Consider the following 14,113-nt stretch of genomic DNA (forward strand, 5'->3'; position numbering starts at 1 on the left):
GTGACTGGGGCGGCGGCGATCGCCGTCAACGGCTGATCGTTTGTGAGGTAAATGTGTCCCACGTTCTGACCGTTGTAGACGCGCTTTGTAATGCGCCAGCCAGGATTGAGGCTGATTTTGGCAAAGCCATTGGTCATACCATTCGCACGACCGATTTGCAGCTCCGGCGCCTTGCGATCGACCGATGGAGCACCAACCAGCAGCAAGTCTCCGTTTCGTCGCACAATTCGCACGCTGTAGCGCCAGCCCATATCCTGATCTGCCATGCGGATCGAGTAGCCGTTACTGTCGATGCTGCGTCCACAGATTCCCGTAAAGTCGAACTGCGTCAGCAGCGGATTAATGGTCGTTGGACCCGCGCCGCTCTCGCTCCAGCAGGGACGAGCACTAGTCAGCTGTTCAATGATTAGCAGCTGGTGAGCATTGTTGCCGTAGGGCGACGCAACCGCAATGAATTTGCTTTGATCGACTTCTGCCCGGCTAAACAAGACAGCAGCAGCAGGTTTGAACGTAGCCAACGAACTTAATGCCAACGTGGTCAGGGCGACTATCAGTCGAAGCGAGGTGTGCATACGTGTGTTTAGAAAAGGTGCATACGTTCTGTCTGTCCGCATCTTGCCTACTGTCTTCAGGACGAAATTCGGATTAGATCTGGCAGTTTTTTAGCTAGTTGAAGAAAATGTTGAGAATCCTTACGGAATCGGTGTTTCAGGGAACCTTCGGCTGCAATTTTTGGTCTGTGATCAGCGGTGCATGACTTGAACAGGTGGTTGATTTGTTAAGAGAAACCTATAACGCGTAGAAGAATTGAGAAGCGACTGGCAGAATGGATAAACCCATTGAACGATCGCCTTCCTATCGCGTCAGATTCAGTGCAAACCTGCTTGCTCTGGCTGAACTGTCCACAAAGCCAGCTATTTACCGTTTGAGATTCAAACTGGTATGCCGAATCATCCCCTGTTCTATCCAATTGCTGACGAAACCAGTGCCGTAGATTTGCGGGATCAGCTTCAGATCGCGCTAGCGATCGCGGATGCAACGGCGCTGAAATCACTCTTGATTAACTGCCTTCCGTCGATCGCTGCACCGGAACGCATCGGCGCAGTTTGTGCAGAAGTCGGAGTTCCGACGCACGATCAGCAAGCCGCTGACGGAATTCTGCATTTTGAGGCGATTCAGTGTGTGCTGGCAACGGCTGCCCCTGCCGTTGAGCCGCACCTGTCCGGCGGCTGGCCTCGTGATAGCCGCGAACTAGCGCGTTTGACTCAGCACGAATCTGAGATGCAAACCTTGGGGCATCACTTGCCGCTGGCTCCGACGGTTTCGCTGCTGGCGGAGTCGGGCTTTTGTTCAAAGCAGATCGAGGAGATTTTGCGCCTGCCGCAGGACGGTTGGCACAAAACGTGGTGGTACGCGATCGACCACCGAGGTGACTTCACCATTCCCTTTCTGCGCCACATCCGCGTTTTGCGCTACCCAGACGGCTGCCTGTCGGTTCAGTACAGGGACTTTTTTGAGCAAGACAATCCTGGTTGCTTTACCCGCCTGCCGCAAAAAGCATTAGTGTTTCTACGATCGCCTAACTGCGGGTTTGGTGAAACGCTGCGGCAGATCAACGATCAGCGTCAGGCGCTAGGAATTTCGCGGGTAGTTTTGGTGTGCAATACGATCGCCGAACTCGAAGCGCAAGCCTTTATCCGGCAGGGCATCAGTATTTATTCGGCGGCTGATTTAATCTTGCCCACTCAGTCTAACTGCATCCATTGTGGACGACACGAATGCCCGATGAACGGCACGATCAATTCTCCCGTTGCGCTGTGCCACGGCTATTTACCGGAAAGCGAATTCGTTTGAACGATCGTCATCCAAATCAATCTTGAGAACGACGGTTTCATTGGCACACCTTGTTAATCTCCTAACGACCTTGATCGTGAAACCCTAGGAGACCCCTATGACTGTCGCTGACAGCAATGCACCGAATCCTACTGCGTCCAATGAATCACCAGAGCGGACCATAACCGCTGTCTTTTCCGAGCGTGAACAGATCGACAGCGTCATTCGTCGGCTGATCGATCGCGGCATTTCTCGCGATCACATTTCTGTGATTGGTAAAAATTTCCATTCAGACACTCGCATCGGCGGGTTTCTAACCAAGCGCGATGTAATTCTGGGCGGGCTGAAGCAGGGCGGCATTTTTGGGTCGCTGTTCGGCTCAGTTCTGGGACTGCTGACCGGAGTGGGTGTGCTGTTTATTCCATTTGTAGGAACCGTGGTGGCGGCTGGTCCGATCGGCGCAGTGCTTCTGGGTGCCGCAAGTGGGGCGCTTGCAGGTGCAGCGGGCGGAGGACTTGCGTCGGCGCTGGTAACGTTGGGAATGCCCGAAGACAAAGCGGCAATTTACCAAACCAGCATTGAATCAGGCGATTTCCTGGTCATGGTGGAAGTGCCAGAGAATAAGACGGGCGAAATTCAACTGCTGCTAGAAAGCGCAGGTGCTAAGGAAATCTCTACGATCGACTCCGCGCTTCCCCGTCAGCGGACTGGCACGATCGAAGACCCCGCTCACCTATCGCCGGAAGTGCGATCTCACCTGTCTGAGGCAGCGCAGAAGGTATATATTGAGCGCTACAATGCCGCTCTTGCCGAATCTAATGATGAGTCAAAGGCAGAACAGGCAGCGTGGGCAACGATTCACCAGCTGTTTCAGGAAGACGAGCAGGGAATTTGGTCGCAGCCGAATGTACCGCAGCCGACGTGAAGTAGGGAGTTGGGTACGAACGGTCCTTTAGTCGAATAGGGAAAGAGTGACCTCAAGAGTTGCTCAATCTCAACCGAATTCTCAACGATTTTCCAACAAGAACTCTAGTATCAACACTCGCACTAACGAAGGTGGGCAATGCTTTTCATCCGGCGCGTTAGCAATCCCGCCTTGTCTTTGCAATGCCCATCCCACATCAGGGTCTAGGGTCTAGAGTCCCAGCAGGTCGTCAAGCTCGTCGATCGCCTCGCAGCTTTGTGCACCTCGCTGGGCAGTGGATGGAGTTAGCTTCATTGCCACTCCGGGACTGGCGGAGTATCCAGTGGGGGCACGTCCATTGAGGTACTCATCACAGTAACGGCGGAACACCGCTTCCACTGCAGCTCGAGCGTTCTTTAAGCCCCACTCCTGCGCGATTTGATTTGCTTTTTCAATCACATCGGGACTCAGTCTTATCTTGTTGTCATACATAATTGCGCTCCATTCGGTAGGGGAAACAGCCCCCGCACGTTGGCAAACTGCGGGTCGCCCATGACGGCAAACAGCTTGCGACCTGCCAGTCGCTCAGAGATCAAATGCGTGCTGCCGCCAGTAACAAGAAACCGTGTCACTCTCGCCATGAAAGGCGTGTACTGGGCTTTGATGGTCTGAAAAATACCTTTGAACCACGGATCGAGATGCTCTTCGAGCCACGGCTCCCAGCTTAATCCGGTGTCGGCATAGGTATGTCCGGTGCGAAAGCCATCCATCACTACGCTAGGGTCAGCGGTCGTGCCCAGAGAGTCAATCAGGCGGTGATCGAAGCTAATCGAAGCCGCAAGTTCGTATGCGCCTCCCCGGTCCATCACGTTCTCATCAATTACCTCGCCGTCCTCGTCTACGAGCCGTGATAGCCACGTGCCGCCGCCGATGTCAACGACGATCGTGTAGCCAGTATCAGGAATTAGCCCCAGCCGTTGAGCGTAGTAATAGGCACCCATGCCTTCGCGCTCGACTTCGACCTGCTCGACCATAACGCGGTAGTCGCATCCGTTGCGCTTGAACTGATGAAAGCCTAGAAGCTGCTGTTTGATTGCCTCGGCATTTCTGGCAGGTTCTGGCGTGCTGGCATAGACGTTGAGCGAGAATTCGGTTACTCCCTCCCACGGCTCTAAGCAGGCATACAGGTGTAGCTGCGTCAGTTCGACTTTGTTCTCCACCACAGTCTGCTGCTGACGACGGTATTTGTATGCCTGTGCACCAAAGTGGAAACGGTTCCCGTCGGAAAGCTCGATGAGCGGCGACGCATCGGAATAGCGTACAGCGTCCCGCCCTTGCGGCAGTTGATAGCGAACTGATCGAATCGCCTTGGGGTGTCCTATACCGTCCCAAAATTTCAAGTCGTAGTTTCCTGCATCCAATGCCAGCGATCTCGTGGCTACAATTGGCTGCAACTCCTGTCGTCGCGCCTGCCGAATTCCTGTCGCCATAATGGTTCCTCTCTTTTCATGATTAAGCGTTCATGCTAGGCTTGTCCCCAGCTGCAACCGTTTTTACCCGTTTAGTACAAAAGTACTATATCATCGGTTAGCGGTTTGGACGCTGGTAATTTGAAAATTTTGGCAAGGCGATCGTGATTGGCTACCTGTGGTTGTGACTCTTCGCAGCCTGTGATAAATTAAAAGACCTTGGGCGATTAGCACAGTGGTAGCGCACTTCCTTCACACGGAAGGGGTCACTGGTTCAAATCCAGTATCGCCCATCCCATACTCTCCCTCCCAGCGGATCAAGAGCGCTGTGTTGCTTCGTTCGATCGAGGCTTCTGGAAGTTCAGATTCTAGAAGTTCAGCTAACTCCCAATCAAAGCCGGATACCCAGAAGTCAAAAACCGACTCAGCAGCCGAAAGGTAGACGGTGCCGACTTCGGAGCCGTGAAACTGCGAGAAAAGAACCCAGTGATCCTCTTCGGCTTCCAGCCCAAAATCAGCAGATTCTAGAAGAAATTCAAGCTCGTAGAAGTGATTTTTTTCTAGGCTAGAATCGAAGCGAGAGCCTAGAAAATCAAAAAATTGACAACCTGTATTGTATTTCAATACAATTACCCCATGTTTGCAAATTTGTGAGTCTCCCAGCCAGCGCCTAGTGTGTGCAAAACTCTAAATTGCTCTGATTAGGGATGAACAAACAAAAAATTAATTAAAGCCGAGTCAGCTTAAGTTGACTCGGCTTTTTGCTTACTCAAGTGATTAATTAATGCTGCACGAGCAAAATCAGCAACTTTAATACCTTTTTCAGCACAAAATCTATCGATTTCTCGCTTGAGGCTGAACTCAATTCTCGGGGTAATCTTTTCGCGTTTAGCGTTGGGATCGCGCCAATTTTTAGCAGGCATAAAAACCTCAATATTCTGAAACTCAGAATACACGATCGTAAAACGATTTGGGCGATTTCGCCTAATTTTGTCAAGTTCTCCAAGCCGGACGCAGCAAGGTTTTGTACTCAACTACAATACATTTTTATGGCTCTACATTTGTACTCAACTACAATACAAACACGGCTAATTTTTTGTATTGTAGTTCAACTCAGAACTCTACAATTCTGATTGATGCTGTGTTTTAGTTGCCTCACTTTCGCCCGATCGCATCACGAAAAGCACCAAAAACAAACTCTTCAGCAGCACTGAAAAGCCTGTAAAGGCAGTAGAGAGCGATTGCCACTGCTGGTTAATTTCGCTCTAACAATCGATTCGCTAGTTGTATCAATTCAGCAATGTTTTCAGCTTGCCGCTTGGCAACTTCGTTCTGCTGCTGAGTCTCCAGCGTCAACTGCCGCATGAGTCCCTTCAGCTCGTTCATGCTGCTGGCAAAGCTGCCTACCTGAACGGTTAGAGCATCAATGCTGCCTATCAGCCGATTGTTGGAATCGCCTAGCAGGTTTCTCAATTCCTCTACAGAATCTCGCAGTCGCTCGATCGAGCGGTTCTGCAAGCCTGCCATGTCTACCAGGCTGCGTAGCGTGTCGTTTGTGCTCATGCTTGCTTCATCACGCTTAACGTGTCAACTACGAGTTTTTTTCATCGTCACTGCCAGATTGATGCTGCTCAGCTATAACACCGTTTGATTTTGCTCTAGAGATCGCTTCCTTAATAAGCACCAAAACAAAGTTGCTGACAGGGCGCTCATTCGCCTTTGCCAGCTTCTCAAGATCATTCTTTGTCTCTTCATCCAGGTAAACAGTTACCCGTGGTTTGTCGGACGGCATCAAATCTGTGTGAAACCCTTGCACTGTCATAAGTTTACCTCTCGCGCTACGGAATAGTTGAAGAACAGCTACGGTACATGTACTGTAATGCTACCATAAGTCCATGCAACGAACAGATAAGGCGCAAGCAACGAACGCAACGCTTAGCGTGTCAATCGCCGCTCAATCTGTAACGGAAGCGCTCAAAGCTTTGCTCTACTTGGATTTACGGAGGTTTTACCGCTTATGACCGCTCTTGTCAGGGTGTCCTCACCCAGTTCGCTTTCTGTACCCGATACGAACAGTCCCCTTATTCGCTCTCGCGTCTGCTTGGATGCTGGGAACCGATGGATTAAATGGCTTAGTCCTACCGGATCGGTGCGTCTCATTCCTGCCTTTATCAAGTCGATCGATCCCACTTGGGAGGAAGTTGAAGGCGGCGATCATTCAGTCGTTGTTCAGCTCAGCGGTGAAACGTTTGTGATTGGGCAGGCTGCCAAAGACTTGAACGGAGCCGCAATCTTCCAGGGCACTCAAGGGGATAAAACCGAACTGATTCCCAAGCTGATGTTTGCTGCCCTAGAACCCAATCCTGGGCAGTCAGCTCTACGAGTGGAACGGCTGCTAGTAGCTCTACCCGATTCCCGCTCTGCTGCTCACCTGAAGGTTCTCAAGTCGATCGAAGGAACGCACGAATTCACCCGCAACGGTCACGAAATCGTTGCCAGCATTCGCCGCGTAGAAGCTGTAGACGAAACCCGCGCTGCGTACTGCTACGGTGCTCGTCTTGGTTGGTACCTCAGCCAGAAAAACCTGAACAGAGTGCTTGACTTCGGTGGGGGCACGGCGATCGCTCGTCTGTACAGCACTGATGGCGGACTCATCCGAGAAGCCGATGTGATTCTGCCTGGGACTTACGACTTAGCCCGTCGCATTGCCGCTCGAATTGCCCGTGACTTGCCTACCAGTCCTGATCTGTCGCTGGTGATGGACGCGATCGCGGATGGCACCTTTCAACTAGGAACCACAGGCTACGACTTCAAGCCTGTGTTTGAGAAGTGCCGCGATGAGTGGCTGACGGACATTCGCGCTGAAATCAAAACCAAGTGGAATCAGTGGCTACCCAAACTGGGGGAAGTGCTGATGATCGGAGGTTCGGCAGAGTTAGCCCGTCCGCTGGAAGTGGCAACAAAGCAGCGATTTAAGATTGCCCGTGATGCCCAAACTGTCAGTGTCGTAGGCATGGAGGCGCTGTAAATGACTGTTTCCCGCATTGTTCTAGACGATGAGATTCGCGCTGCTGTGGATGCAATCCAGCAGAAGACCAAAACGACTAGCCCCAGTGCTGCGATCGCGCTGATGGTGAGCCGTTACGCCCGTCACCTGCTGGAAACCTGGGAACTAACAGCAGCACGGTACCCAGAACCGAATCCGGCTACCTACTACGGTCCTGCCTCTGATGCACAGGTGCCCCCGTCTGAGTTCGAGTTCACTGAGCAAGTTTCGCTGTAGCCATGAGCCGCAAACGCCGCTTCCGGCTCCGCTCCATCAGTTTCATCGAATCTATGTTGCTGTCGATCGTCGTCCTGCAAGCGCTGTACATCCAGCATCAGAGCATCTGCCCACGCTAAAGCCAGTCCCCACTTCTCACGGCTAGGACTGGCTCTTACCCCGAAACACTACTAACGGAGTTTCTTCATGCTAACCGTTTCTGTTTTCGATCCTGAAACAAACCAATGGCGCGACCTGCCGATCGATGTCGATGGGCACTCTGACGAGTTTGCCGCCTATCTGGACTCGATGATCGCAGAACTGCCGCCACTGGATAGTTCTACCTGTACCCCCAGCAACGCCGCTCCATCTGCCGCGCCGTTTAACTTCCTCTATCCTGCATCGTTCACGAGCGGAGGTGATGCAGCATGAAACCGCTCACCTATTACATCGACACCGATGCAACTCGTAGTTTCTCTGAACATTACGGCTCCAACCTGCAAGAAATCACGTTCATTGAGCAGCTAACCCTTGCCAGCATCATTAGCCAGTTTCTAGCCGCGATCGCTGATGACACTGACGAATACGACTTGTTAGCTGCTGCTGATGATAGCCCACTAGAGCAAACAGAAGAAGTCCGATACATTCTAGAACGGCTGCAATCTGAGATTAGCGAACCACTGCTTATCGGCTTCCTGCTGGCAATCTCTAACTTCCTGTACGAAGCACCGCCGATCGTGTTCGACAGAGATCGCTACGACATTGTGAAAACAGCGCTGTTTGAGGATGGCATGGATGCAGCAGTTGCCCAGAAAGCAGCACTGGTTATTGGTGCCGATTATCCCTGTCTACCTCGCACTCAGCACGCACAAGACAACGTTGCCACCGCATGGCAGCAGTTCAAAGGCTACTACACGCCTAAAGACGTGCTAGAGCCGCTGTTCTTTCCTGACGACGAATAGACCGCAGAGGGGCATCTACCCTCACTCCCTACTCTTCACTTAGGACATTGCCATGATTACGAAATGGATTCAACGCAACCCGATGCAGGTTGCGATCGTTGGTGGCATCGCAGCATCCCTCGCGCTTTCCACCGGAACCATCAACCAGAACTTGAACACCGTGGGGCAGGTGAAGGCAATTACCCAACAGAACGCCCTGCATCAGATGGAGCTGCAAGCCAGCGAACAGGCTAAGCAGCAGAGTTCCAAAATCGCCGAATCTCGCTATCAGTCCGGTTGCGTGATGGTTGTCGCCGAACGCGCCCGCGACAAGTTTACTGCCCTTTCCAATGGTCAACCCGTGATCGACTTCGCTCGGAAGGTGCCCTTCCCCGTAGGAACGATCGTGTGTGACGCCTACGGCAACACGGGAGAGATTATTCCCGATGCCACAGGTAAGCCCGTTGTCGGACGCATGGCATTTACCGGGAATCGAGCGGTGATTGACACCGCGATGAAGCGAGTCAGGGCACGCTACCAAACTCCCCAACAGTAACGATCTCTAAACAATCTCAGAACTAGGTGAACGTCATGGGACTGAAAGACAAATTCAACGAATACCGCACCAATCAAACCAAGGGAGCGCAGGCCCATCAGCCCGATTGGACCTGGGAGCATCACTCAACCTCAAAGCCAAACTCAAGCCCGAACTCAAGCCCGAATTACTACAACAGTCGTGGGGGCAGTGGAGGAAATCTACTGGTGAAAGTGCTCTACTGGCTATGTGTTGCAGCTGGCTTGTGGTTCGCCTACCTCAACATCGCGCCCTACGCTCAGGCAGTCCAATTCATCCTGTCCAATGTTACTGACACGTCCCTGATGCAAGTGCTGATGTCGCTGTGGGTCATTGGTCCCATCCTGCGATTCTTTAACACCGCTGGGCATTGGGTGATTGGCGTCATCCTCTGGGGGATTATCCAGACGATCAAGGTTTTTCCTATCATCCTCAAGCACGATCGCTCGTTCATGCGAACAGTGCTGAGTGAGTCAGAGCAGGCGCATCGCTTCCCCATTCATGAAACCGATGACCCCACAGCAAAAGCGCTGAAATCTTGGTACAACCGCTTTCCAATGCTGACAATCTCGACCGCTCGGACCTGGGCACTGTTCGCTTACGTGGTCGATTTCCTCATCTGCATCACGATCTACCCTCCGTGTGAAGGCGGATTCGGACAACTGTTTTTCCTATTGATGACTGGACAGTGGACGGAGTTGGACTGGGCGAATATCGCACTACTACTCGTGACTCTGTTCGTCGTAGAAGCGATCGTTAAATTCCTGCTGTGGCTAGGGCAGATCGCTTACTACTACCGAGTTTCCCCCTATCGCCAGTAATCCCGCTAGCCGTCATCGTGCTCGTTCAGAGCTAGCAATTGACGGCTTTTTTCGGCTTTTTTATGTCCACTCGCGTATCTGGAGTGCTTAAGATGTCTTCCTTCAACCCGCAACAACGGCAACTCTCACCGGACGAATGGCGCGAAACCGCGCATGAAACGATCAGTGAAACCAACTCCCAATACACCGTCATCGGCGGAATCGTGTTGGGATTGTTTGCAGCTGCCGCTGCTAGCCCGATCACGGGCGGGTTGGTGTTTGCATTCTTCCTGCACAAGGCATGGAAGGACACGCAGGAAACGAACCGCAACGATCGCGCGATTCAGCAGTATGGATGCGTTGCCCATACCCTCAGAGGTGATGATTTGCGCGATTTTGCGCTGCAAGCTGGACCTGCCGAAACAGTGCGGCAGATTCAATGGGCACAGGAACGCGGCTATCGAGTCAACGGCGATGCGCTGGATTACCTGGAATCACAGGGAGTGAAGCCTGTTCGTTCTCTGCCTGCTGCTAAGGAACCGGTGATCGATGTCAAGGCAACAACTGCGAATGACGATCGTGCAATCCCTGCCGTCGGTGCCAACACACGCTTAAATGCTGTCGATGTGCCTGCTCAGTCAGTTTCACAACGGACGCCCACTACAGCAGCTGAACTCTGCCAACGGCTCTACCAGGAATGCCCTGAATTGCTCAAGCTGGTGAAGGCACCGCCGATTCGGTTAGTAGGGCTGCAACGGACGGGGAAGAGTACGTTTGCTCGAAAGCTGGCTTTACTCCGGACCGTACTGAATCCAGGTCATTCTGTCGCCTGGGCAACGCCACATAGAGAAGCTGACAACCCCCTACCACCGCAACTCAACCCGTTCGGACACAGCGATCGCGGCAAGAATATGGCTGTAATCGAGGCAGCGTGGAGCGGAGTGCAGGCAGCGATCGACAAAGGGCAGCAACTTAACCTAACCGCTGTGTGGGATGAGTTTGGCGGCTATGACCAGTTCGAGGACAAAGAAGCGCTAGGAACCTCTCTAAGGTCGCTGCTGAGAGAAGCTAGTAAGCACACCTACTACCCAATCCGGAGACCAGGCTAGCTTCTATCCGGGCGTAAAAAACATCTTGACGACGCTACAACAAAGCACGGTGAAAGTAGAGACGATCGGTGAGCAAGTTGACGCATTCGGCATGATGGCACCTACCGGGAAAGTGAAGGTGACTTGGTTGGATAACAGCACGGTAGAAATTCAGTTACCCCACTGGTTAACGGTGGATCTACTGCTGTCGATGCAGGTAGGAAGCACTAGACCCGCGCTGCTGGACAAAGCATTAGGCAACGGTCATTCTGTCAGCCATGCCACTCAAGGTCAGAGTAAGGATGCTAGATGTCTGAGCGATCGTAGCTCGTCAGTTGTGCCTGATGAGGGTAGCGAGTTCGATAGTTTGTTTCAGAATGTAGACATTTCTGAGGATGTTCTGAAGGAACAAAAAGCGATCGGTGCGCTAGTCGAAAAGATTCAAGAACTAGATGGGCAATGGCTGACAGTAGGCACGTATCGACAAACCACGCGGTATTACAAGAATCAAGATATAGCAGTGCTAGAGAATGCTTTTCGAGAGCTGGCGATAAAGTATCCTACGGAGTTTGAGTACGACGAATCAATTAACCCAGTCAGTAAGTAAACAGCTATCCGAATTCGAGTAATTCCTGACAATAACTGAACCTTACGGCTAGACACCTAGACAGCTAGACACTGCAAGCAATCGCCGCCTAGACGCGTCTAGACACCACTGTCTAGCCGTCTAGCCGTCTAGATGTCTAGGCGTCTAGACGCACCCCGCATCCAAGAATAGGAGTTTCTACCAGTGGCACGATTTCTATTAGGCAATCCCAAGAAGATCGAAGAATCCGTAAACGTAAAGACTTACTTCTTTCACGTTGACTTTCCATTACCTAAGCAGTTCGCTGATACGACGCCCGCGCTGGAATTGTATCAGCGGTTCGGCATCCACACCGTAGCATTTTGCTATGCACCCAATGCAGGCGACTTATTCGACTTTCAGGGCTGCGAATGGCGCATCGTTGGACGCAAGCATTTTGCTCATAAGATGCACTCTAAGGGTGAACGATTAGTGTCTCAGCTATTTGTAGAATTTGTGCAACCGTCGCCGCCTAATTTCATGGAGCAATGGAGAGCGACGCAGAAGCAGAAGAAGTCAGAGGAATAGCAATGGCACTCAATCAAGAGATACGAATCCGTCAGCAAGTTTCACGCTTAACTGTGACCGTCAACGCTGCGATTCGCAACTGCAAGGATGCGATCGCCTCTGACTCAACAGCCGTATTTACGCCGCGATTGTTGGAGGTGAAGCAGGAAGTGATCGCTCTGCTCAGGCAGATTCAAGAACTGGAAAACGTGACCGCCGAACTGGTGAATGGTTGCGATGAACAATAAGCGATCGGGCTTTGTCTACCTCATCCACGCTGGACACGGCAACCTCTATAGAACCCATTTGAGATCTATATAGGAGGGCAATCGAATTTGGCTGAACTACGAGCTAAGTTACAAATTTTATAGATTGATCGTCAGGATTTTTTTCTTGCTTTTTTTGTCGCTCAACACGACTGTATTGTAGGGTGATGTATCCGTTCCCAGCGGAATTGGCAGCCTAAAACTGGGGCTTTTATGATCGAGTTCGCCTAAATCAATGCTTTTCGTTATATCGCCATCTGTTGCCAGATAAGCGGTAAGTTCGCCTTTATAATCTTCAATTAAAAAGTCTCTAAAGAAAACGACCTCCCCACCCTCAGGATCTATACCAAGGATGACCGTACCGCTGAAAGTTGCGCCTTTTCGTTCTTCATCAACCGTTGCCATTGTGATTTCTGAGGGGTCTTGACCGGACATATCTGCCATAAACTTTTTCCTGGGCAAATTCTCAACAATTGAAAATAACTTTACCTAACGCTATGGGCGATCGCAAAACTCTCAGGACGTATTTCTGCATCGGTTTTGCAAATGTATAACCAAGTTACTTCTGGTTATACGCCTAATTGGAAGATTGAGTAGGGATGAGTAGAGGCTGAAAGCGATCACGAAGCGTTGCCGCAAAGCGCTATCGAGACCCCTGCATCGCCAGTACCGCGCCTATCGCGTTAGAGACGATGGTGAGTGGTTTCGTCTGCCCTTTTGGGTTGTGTGGGAGGTACAGCGCGAGACAGCAGGGTCTAGCAGTGTGGGACTCTGTCTAGGGTTAGTGGTAATCGGCTTACTGCTGTGCCTGCTGTGGCTACTGCGATGAACCTGCTGAAAGTACTGTCAACCAAATCACCGTCAAAATAGCTGGAGCGATTTGTAGGCAAGGATTTAATCTTGTCAACTAGATCGCCGTCAAAATGGCTAAAAGCCTTTGTAGGACGAGAGTTAACCATCGCTACCTTCAACCTCCTCCAACTCAGCACGGTACCGCTTCACCGCTTGCCTGACGTGGTAACTCTTTCCCTCTGGCAATGAATCAAGCCACGCCAGATCATCAACCGCTAATCGAACCGTAGTTGCCTTGGTTTCGCCCGGATTGTCAGCAGCAGAGCGATCGACCAAGTTTTGCAGACTCTTAGGATTTACGTTCTTAGGTGCCATGAGACACGCCCTCTCAACGTCACCTCTCATCCTATCCGATGTATATGCTGAATGAGTCATCAGTAAATCGACGTATACAAGGAATTAGCATAAGCATTTCTCATCTAGATCCTATTGCAGTTCGATGTATACATCGAATAGTATAGATATAGAACAGAGGGAAGCGCCAAACGCCAATCTGACCGCTTCCCCCACTCACTAGGAGCAAATCAATGTTAGCAACCGACACGATTTTCATTAACGCGCCCCTCTACCAGATGGGATTTAAGGACGGCACCCGATCAATGATGCGCGGTTCGATGTGCGATGACATGAGCTACCTGGCAGGGTTCAACGCTGGCATCAAGCTTTACCGCTCTAGCATTCCAGTGATTCAGGAAGGGTACCTAGAGCGCTGCGATCGTGACGAGGTGCTGAACGGACTCTAGCCTTGCCTGACGCCTGACAAATAGGGGTGGGAGATTCTCCACCCCTCCTACAAAACCCAGCACCCGCTACACCGCTGGTTACTCAAATACACAAGGAATTGAAGCCATGACGACTCAAGACATCTTCACGCTGCTAGCAACCGTTACCGAAGCCGCGATCGCGTTCACCTTTGTTGCAGGACTCCTCACCATGCCACGTCGCCGCACTTCCCCAGGGCAACTCGAACTCGACTTCACTGCCGCACAGAT

Annotated in this window: 21 protein-coding genes and 1 tRNA gene; 14 read left to right on the forward strand and 8 right to left on the reverse strand. The window is 51.6% G+C overall.

From position 1 onward, the window contains the following. On the reverse strand, positions 1–518 hold a 518-nt coding region (locus H6F43_RS06875), incomplete at its 3' end, for a DUF3747 domain-containing protein (RefSeq protein ID WP_199290185.1). A gap of 424 nt (positions 519–942) precedes the next feature. Here H6F43_RS06875 and H6F43_RS06880 point away from each other — a divergent pair. Continuing rightward, positions 943–1,854 (forward strand): hypothetical protein, encoded by a 912-nt coding sequence (locus H6F43_RS06880; protein WP_190341965.1) that lies wholly within the window; start codon positions 943–945, stop codon positions 1,852–1,854. Positions 1,855–1,951: 97 nt separating this feature from the next. After that, complete coding sequence (locus H6F43_RS06885) at positions 1,952–2,758, forward strand: ChaB family protein (RefSeq protein ID WP_190341967.1); 807 nt, start codon at positions 1,952–1,954, stop codon at positions 2,756–2,758. Between the two features lie 210 nt (positions 2,759–2,968). On the opposite strand, the gene H6F43_RS06890 is transcribed toward H6F43_RS06885, so the two are convergent. After that, positions 2,969–3,229 carry a hypothetical protein gene (locus tag H6F43_RS06890; protein ID WP_190341970.1) on the reverse strand — a complete coding sequence of 87 codons (261 nt, stop codon included), beginning with the start codon at positions 3,227–3,229 and terminating at the stop codon, positions 2,969–2,971. Next, the gene (locus H6F43_RS06895; protein ID WP_190341971.1) at positions 3,211–4,227 is read right to left on the reverse strand and encodes a ParM/StbA family protein; all 1,017 of its coding nucleotides are present in this window, start codon (positions 4,225–4,227) and stop codon (positions 3,211–3,213) included. The genes H6F43_RS06890 and H6F43_RS06895 overlap by 19 nt, the downstream gene beginning before the upstream one ends. Before the next feature lie 200 nt (positions 4,228–4,427). Here H6F43_RS06895 and H6F43_RS06900 point away from each other — a divergent pair. Further along, positions 4,428–4,499, forward strand: a tRNA-Val gene (locus tag H6F43_RS06900). 450 nt (positions 4,500–4,949) lie between these two features. On the opposite strand, the gene H6F43_RS06905 is transcribed toward H6F43_RS06900, so the two are convergent. The 3 genes from H6F43_RS06905 to H6F43_RS06915 all read right to left on the reverse strand — a co-directional run bounded on the left by H6F43_RS06905 (position 4,950) and on the right by H6F43_RS06915 (position 6,028). Beyond that, positions 4,950–5,129 carry a hypothetical protein gene (locus tag H6F43_RS06905; RefSeq protein WP_190341972.1) on the reverse strand — a complete coding sequence of 60 codons (180 nt, stop codon included), beginning with the start codon at positions 5,127–5,129 and terminating at the stop codon, positions 4,950–4,952. Between the two features lie 331 nt (positions 5,130–5,460). Continuing rightward, positions 5,461–5,769 (reverse strand): hypothetical protein, encoded by a 309-nt coding sequence (locus H6F43_RS06910; RefSeq protein WP_190341984.1) that lies wholly within the window; start codon positions 5,767–5,769, stop codon positions 5,461–5,463. A gap of 28 nt (positions 5,770–5,797) precedes the next feature. Continuing rightward, a complete protein-coding gene (locus H6F43_RS06915; protein ID WP_190341985.1) occupies positions 5,798–6,028 on the reverse strand; it encodes a ribbon-helix-helix protein, CopG family in 231 nt (76 codons plus the stop codon). A 195-nt stretch (positions 6,029–6,223) separates the two neighbouring features. Here H6F43_RS06915 and H6F43_RS06920 point away from each other — a divergent pair, with 195 nt between their 5' ends. The 10 genes from H6F43_RS06920 (at position 6,224) to H6F43_RS06965 (ending at position 12,251) form a co-directional block, all read left to right on the forward strand. Then, entirely contained in the window at positions 6,224–7,234 is a 1,011-nt protein-coding gene (locus tag H6F43_RS06920) for a ParM/StbA family protein (RefSeq protein WP_190341986.1), read from the forward strand. Next, positions 7,235–7,489, forward strand: a complete 255-nt coding sequence (locus tag H6F43_RS06925; RefSeq protein ID WP_190341988.1) for a hypothetical protein — start codon at positions 7,235–7,237, stop codon at positions 7,487–7,489. A 186-nt stretch (positions 7,490–7,675) separates the two neighbouring features. Next, on the forward strand, positions 7,676–7,900 hold the full coding sequence (locus H6F43_RS06930) for a hypothetical protein (RefSeq protein ID WP_190341990.1): 225 nt from the start codon (positions 7,676–7,678) through the stop codon (positions 7,898–7,900). Then, the gene (locus H6F43_RS06935) at positions 7,897–8,430 is read left to right on the forward strand and encodes a hypothetical protein (RefSeq protein WP_190341992.1); all 534 of its coding nucleotides are present in this window, start codon (positions 7,897–7,899) and stop codon (positions 8,428–8,430) included. Before H6F43_RS06930 ends, H6F43_RS06935 begins: the two co-directional genes overlap by 4 nt. 52 nt (positions 8,431–8,482) lie before the next feature. Further along, positions 8,483–8,965, forward strand: coding sequence for a hypothetical protein (locus H6F43_RS06940; RefSeq protein WP_199290186.1), 483 nt, complete (start codon positions 8,483–8,485; stop codon positions 8,963–8,965). Positions 8,966–9,000: 35 nt separating this feature from the next. After that, positions 9,001–9,804 carry a hypothetical protein gene (locus H6F43_RS06945; protein ID WP_199290187.1) on the forward strand — a complete coding sequence of 268 codons (804 nt, stop codon included), beginning with the start codon at positions 9,001–9,003 and terminating at the stop codon, positions 9,802–9,804. Positions 9,805–9,896: 92 nt separating this feature from the next. Continuing rightward, on the forward strand, positions 9,897–10,892 hold the full coding sequence (locus H6F43_RS06950) for a hypothetical protein (RefSeq protein ID WP_190341994.1): 996 nt from the start codon (positions 9,897–9,899) through the stop codon (positions 10,890–10,892). Between the two features lie 25 nt (positions 10,893–10,917). Further along, positions 10,918–11,478 carry a hypothetical protein gene (locus H6F43_RS06955; protein ID WP_190341996.1) on the forward strand — a complete coding sequence of 187 codons (561 nt, stop codon included), beginning with the start codon at positions 10,918–10,920 and terminating at the stop codon, positions 11,476–11,478. Positions 11,479–11,661: 183 nt separating this feature from the next. Then, positions 11,662–12,024, forward strand: a complete 363-nt coding sequence (locus H6F43_RS06960) for a hypothetical protein (RefSeq protein WP_190341998.1) — start codon at positions 11,662–11,664, stop codon at positions 12,022–12,024. A gap of 2 nt (positions 12,025–12,026) precedes the next feature. Continuing rightward, entirely contained in the window at positions 12,027–12,251 is a 225-nt protein-coding gene (locus tag H6F43_RS06965; RefSeq protein ID WP_190342000.1) for a hypothetical protein, read from the forward strand. A gap of 117 nt (positions 12,252–12,368) precedes the next feature. Here H6F43_RS06965 and H6F43_RS06970 read toward each other — a convergent pair whose 3' ends face one another. Further along, positions 12,369–12,713, reverse strand: a complete 345-nt coding sequence (locus H6F43_RS06970) for a hypothetical protein (RefSeq protein ID WP_190342002.1) — start codon at positions 12,711–12,713, stop codon at positions 12,369–12,371. A 507-nt stretch (positions 12,714–13,220) separates the two neighbouring features. Further along, a complete protein-coding gene (locus H6F43_RS06975) occupies positions 13,221–13,436 on the reverse strand; it encodes a hypothetical protein (protein WP_190342004.1) in 216 nt (71 codons plus the stop codon). A 212-nt stretch (positions 13,437–13,648) separates the two neighbouring features. Here H6F43_RS06975 and H6F43_RS06980 point away from each other — a divergent pair, with 212 nt between their 5' ends. Next, positions 13,649–13,864 carry a hypothetical protein gene (locus H6F43_RS06980; RefSeq protein WP_190342007.1) on the forward strand — a complete coding sequence of 72 codons (216 nt, stop codon included), beginning with the start codon at positions 13,649–13,651 and terminating at the stop codon, positions 13,862–13,864. Positions 13,865–14,113 lie beyond the last annotated feature (249 nt).

It is taken from the genome of Leptolyngbya sp. FACHB-36, assembly GCF_014695955.1.
Classification (GTDB): Bacteria; Cyanobacteriota; Cyanobacteriia; order Leptolyngbyales; family Leptolyngbyaceae; genus FACHB-36.

What these genes read in the sequence shown, in the direction of transcription:
- H6F43_RS06965 (WP_190342000.1), top strand. Translation starts at nt 12,027, where the DNA reads ATGGCACTCAATCAAGAGATACGAATCCGTCAGCAAGTTTCACGCTTA.
- H6F43_RS06880 (WP_190341965.1), top strand. Translation starts at nt 943, where the DNA reads ATGCCGAATCATCCCCTGTTCTATCCAATTGCTGACGAAACCAGTGCC.
- H6F43_RS06885 (WP_190341967.1), top strand. Translation starts at nt 1,952, where the DNA reads ATGACTGTCGCTGACAGCAATGCACCGAATCCTACTGCGTCCAATGAA.
- H6F43_RS06905 (WP_190341972.1), bottom strand. Translation starts at nt 5,129, where the DNA reads ATGCCTGCTAAAAATTGGCGCGATCCCAACGCTAAACGCGAAAAGATT.
- H6F43_RS06915 (WP_190341985.1), bottom strand. Translation starts at nt 6,028, where the DNA reads ATGACAGTGCAAGGGTTTCACACAGATTTGATGCCGTCCGACAAACCA.
- H6F43_RS06930 (WP_190341990.1), top strand. Translation starts at nt 7,676, where the DNA reads ATGCTAACCGTTTCTGTTTTCGATCCTGAAACAAACCAATGGCGCGAC.
- H6F43_RS06950 (WP_190341994.1), top strand. Translation starts at nt 9,897, where the DNA reads ATGTCTTCCTTCAACCCGCAACAACGGCAACTCTCACCGGACGAATGG.
- H6F43_RS06980 (WP_190342007.1), top strand. Translation starts at nt 13,649, where the DNA reads ATGTTAGCAACCGACACGATTTTCATTAACGCGCCCCTCTACCAGATG.
- H6F43_RS06935 (WP_190341992.1), top strand. Translation starts at nt 7,897, where the DNA reads ATGAAACCGCTCACCTATTACATCGACACCGATGCAACTCGTAGTTTC.
- H6F43_RS06975 (WP_190342004.1), bottom strand. Translation starts at nt 13,436, where the DNA reads ATGGCACCTAAGAACGTAAATCCTAAGAGTCTGCAAAACTTGGTCGAT.
- H6F43_RS06945 (WP_199290187.1), top strand. Translation starts at nt 9,001, where the DNA reads ATGGGACTGAAAGACAAATTCAACGAATACCGCACCAATCAAACCAAG.
- H6F43_RS06910 (WP_190341984.1), bottom strand. Translation starts at nt 5,769, where the DNA reads ATGAGCACAAACGACACGCTACGCAGCCTGGTAGACATGGCAGGCTTG.
- H6F43_RS06925 (WP_190341988.1), top strand. Translation starts at nt 7,235, where the DNA reads ATGACTGTTTCCCGCATTGTTCTAGACGATGAGATTCGCGCTGCTGTG.
- H6F43_RS06940 (WP_199290186.1), top strand. Translation starts at nt 8,483, where the DNA reads ATGATTACGAAATGGATTCAACGCAACCCGATGCAGGTTGCGATCGTT.
- H6F43_RS06920 (WP_190341986.1), top strand. Translation starts at nt 6,224, where the DNA reads ATGACCGCTCTTGTCAGGGTGTCCTCACCCAGTTCGCTTTCTGTACCC.
- H6F43_RS06895 (WP_190341971.1), bottom strand. Translation starts at nt 4,227, where the DNA reads ATGGCGACAGGAATTCGGCAGGCGCGACGACAGGAGTTGCAGCCAATT.
- H6F43_RS06890 (WP_190341970.1), bottom strand. Translation starts at nt 3,229, where the DNA reads ATGTATGACAACAAGATAAGACTGAGTCCCGATGTGATTGAAAAAGCA.
- H6F43_RS06970 (WP_190342002.1), bottom strand. Translation starts at nt 12,713, where the DNA reads ATGGCAGATATGTCCGGTCAAGACCCCTCAGAAATCACAATGGCAACG.